The following is a 3,547-nucleotide window of genomic DNA, read 5'->3' as shown; positions in this document are numbered from 1 at the left end:
GGCGCGTGGACCGCGGCGCTTCTAGCGGGTAGATCACCGTGTCGTCCGCGGCACGTGCGGCCTGCGGGTAGGCGCGGCGAGCGGCGGCGATGGCCAGGTCAGCCGCGTTGTCGTCGGGTTTGTATCGGGCATGCTGCGCCCGATGATAGTCGGCCTCGGGGGTCAACCCCAAGGCGGCGAACACCTGGGCTAGGCCGTAGTGGGCGCTGAGGTTCTCAGGATCCAGGTCCAGGGTGGCCGAGTACCAGCGCCGTGCCGCCTCGAGATCCGCCTCCCGCCGTGCGCGCTGTCCCTCGCCGCGCGAGGCGCGCGCCCGCTCGTAGTGGGTGAGGCCGAGCTCGTTGAGCACGCGATAGTCCGAGGCGAAGTCGAAGCCGCGCGACCGGGCCTGCGCGAAGCGCGTCTCCACGATGGATTCGAGCTGGGTGATCGCCTCATCGAGGTAACCGTTCTGGCGATCCACCTGGGCATTGAACCACGCCACCACCCAAGGCATCACGTCGGTGCTTTCGTTGGCCCGCGCCAGGGCGTCGGCCGCATCGTCCACGCGCCCTTCGCGCAGGTACACGCGAGCGAGGTTGAGGCTGCCGTCCCCGCGCCCCTCGCCTTCCACCTCGCTGAAGGCCTGCTCGGCCTGGCGCAGTTCGCCCACGCCGGGCTTGCGCAGGAGGCCGATGCCGTAGTCGTTCCATCGCTGCCAGGTGGGGATGTCAGGCGCCGCCTGGGCCATCGTCGTGGCGCCCGAGATGGGGAAGCTCATGCGATCGCGCGCGATCACCGTGATGGGCAAGGTGTTCACCACGTTCGGGTCGTCCTGCATCAGGGCGAGGAAGCGCGTATCGAACTTGCGGTAGTTCAACGACACCTCGACGGTCAAGGTGCCCTCAGCATCCTCCGGCAGGGTCAGGCCGTAGTGCACCACATCGGCCGCGCCGGGCGGGATCTGGTGGTTGTAGAGCACGGTGAAGATGTCTTCGGCGTTGCGCGCATCGATACGCTGACCATCGCGATCCAGGACGAAGGCGTTGACGAAGTGCGCCCCTGGGTCGACGGCACCGTTGCGCGGATCCCGCGCCCCGCTGTGGGCGAGCGGTCGGCCGTCGAGGCTCGCCTTCACCTCCAGCCACACCTGGTTCGAATCCGCCGTGCCCTGGGTGAAGGGATGGCCGAGGGTGAGTGTGCGCAACACCACGTCGATCAGGTAACGCTCACCCGCCTGCAGGGTGGGCACCTGCGGGCGCAGCGGCGCGATCAACTCACCCGTTAGGTCACCACCCTCGCGGATGGCGAAGATGTCTGCGCGCAGGGCGCCCTCGAGCATCTCCCTCGACGCCTGCTCACTCCAGGGCGGGAAGTCCAGCCAGTGACCGAGGGCCGTGTTGGCCGCCGCCATCAGGTGATCGTGCACGGTGGGCGGCTCCCCGGGGGCTCGCACCTGCGCGCCGAAGTCCTCCGAGGGCATCTGCGCCAGGTGGCAGTCGTTGCACTGCTTGGCAGCCGGTGGGTAGTAGAAGCTCGAGACCCCGTGCCCGGAGACACCGCTGAGCAGCCATGTGTCGTAGTGGTTCTGGCCGCGCAGCCACTTGTAGGCGTTCACCGCCTCGGGCAGGTGCACCTTGTGGCAGGTGCCGCAGAACTCCGGCGTCTCGTGCAGGGGCTTTAAGAACGTGCGGCGATGAAACTCGGGATTGGCCCGCACCAGCAGGTGGTTGACCCACTTGCCGAGGCCCTGCTCGCTGCGCGCGAAGGGGTAGTGGCGAGGGGTTTCGATCGTGTAGTCGGCGTTGCCGCGCGGCGAATCGATGCTGGTGATCGCGTGGCAAGCGGTGCAGGTGATGCCGGCTTGGCCCGCCACCGAGTCCGGATCGAAGTCCGCCTGCACCAGCGCGCCGCTGAAGAGCGGTGCCGGGTCGTGGCAGCCCGCGCAGAACCGCGTGCCGTCGACGTTGCCGTCGCGGGCCAGCATCTCCGCGCGGGTGTTGGCGACCGAGAAGCGGTAGGCGGGATTGTTGAAGGAGGCGAAGCGGTGAGCACTCGCCGACCATCGCTCGTGGGTATCGGCGTGACAGTCGACGCAGTACTGATCGTTGACCAGCGCGTCGACCGCGATCGGTTGACCGTCCACCGTCTTCGCCAGCGACGGCGCGAGGTGGTAGCGATCGGCCTCGTCAGCCACCACCGCGCCGGGGGTGGACCACCAGTTCCACACGCCCACCGCCAAGGTGAGCGCCACCGCGACGCCGAACACCCCCGCCCCACGGCGCCAGACGATCGCGGGCCCCGCCAGACGATGCAGCACGAAAGCCCACACCACCACCAGGGGCACCAGGGTGTGCACCCAATAGAGCGATTGACGCAGCCCCGATGAGGTCAAGGGCAGCCCCGGCAGCGCCCGCGTCAACACCAGGCCCGTGACCAGCAGCACGGTGCCGGCGAGGGTCAGCACCAGCCCCATGGCCACGGCGCGTCGATTCGGGCGATGCCAGGCGTTGCGCGCATGGACCGCGGCGTAGAGCAGGAACGGCGCGATCAGCACCACGCCCAGCACGAGATGGGCGAGGAACATCACCTGGAACATGGCGCCCTGCCACGAGGCCCCGCTCAGCCACTCGAGGAGAGAGGTGCCGGCGAGGTAGACGGAGTTCACCACGAGCAGGGCGAACAGCACGAACACGCCCTGCAGCAGCACGCGCAAGCGCGGTCCGATCACCGGGCGCGGGCGCGCCCTGCCGTTGCTTGCCGTATCCATCACTTACCCGACAAGGGACGCGTGTGGTAGCGCGCGTGCAGGGCATCGCGACGCGCCAGGACGTCCAGGTCGTCGCTGCGATGGGGCATCGGGCCCACCGAATCGCCGTCGCGCGTGTACAGATCCATGTCCTTGGCCCAACCGGCGGTGTCCATCAGGTAGTGGCGCGACCAGCCGCGTGCAAGGGGCTCGGCCGTCGCCGCGAACTCCACGTGCAGCTCTTCCCCGGCGCCGATGAGCGCCAGGGCATCGTCCTGCTCGCTGACCAACTCGCGCACGTCGCCGAAGGCGGTGTAGGCACCGCGCATGTAGCGCGTGTCCCAGAAGGTCTGGCGACGAGAGTAGTCGAAGTGGGGACGGCGCTGCGCGTGGGTGGTGCGCACGGGAAATCCCACCTGTGCGAGCTCCGCTCGGCGCAGAACCAAAGGCGTCACCTGCGCGCGGGCGGGCGCCGGCTCCACCAGGGCAACCCGCAGGCGATCCCAGTAGATCTCGAGGTTGCCGCGCAGGCGCAGGTAGCGCGCCCCCGCCGGCAGGTCGTCCAGGGGCAGGGCCATGTGGCGCGGCATGCCCGCCGGATAGCCGAAGTGGGCGGCGAGCACCTGCCAATGCTCGCCGTCGGCGCTCACCTCCAGCGATGGCGGTTCATAGGTGACGTCGGCCTGCCAGGCAGCGAACAGGGTCTGCGAGTAGGGATACTCGACCCACCCATCCGCGAGCAGCCATCGCTTGCGCTCATCCTGCTCGCCCAGGGCGGCGGGGAACTCCAGGGTGAGCACCTGCGGCTCGCGCAGGCGC

At 69.2% G+C, this 3,547-nt stretch carries 2 protein-coding genes; both read right to left on the bottom strand.

Annotated elements, in window-relative coordinates; translation table 11 throughout:
- Positions 1–2,749 (bottom strand): multiheme c-type cytochrome (locus AAF184_25250; GenBank protein MEO0425661.1); only part of this gene is annotated, 2,749 nt, incomplete at its 3' end.
- On the bottom strand, positions 2,749–3,547 hold a 799-nt coding region (locus tag AAF184_25245), incomplete at its 5' end, for a hypothetical protein (protein ID MEO0425660.1). The genes AAF184_25245 and AAF184_25250, both read right to left, overlap by 1 nt.

It is taken from the genome of Pseudomonadota bacterium (genome assembly GCA_039815145.1).
GTDB lineage: Bacteria > Pseudomonadota > Gammaproteobacteria > Steroidobacterales > JBCBZW01 > JBCBZW01.
Note: the sequence above shows the minus strand (reverse complement) of the source record. Positions and strands in the feature narration are given on the sequence as shown.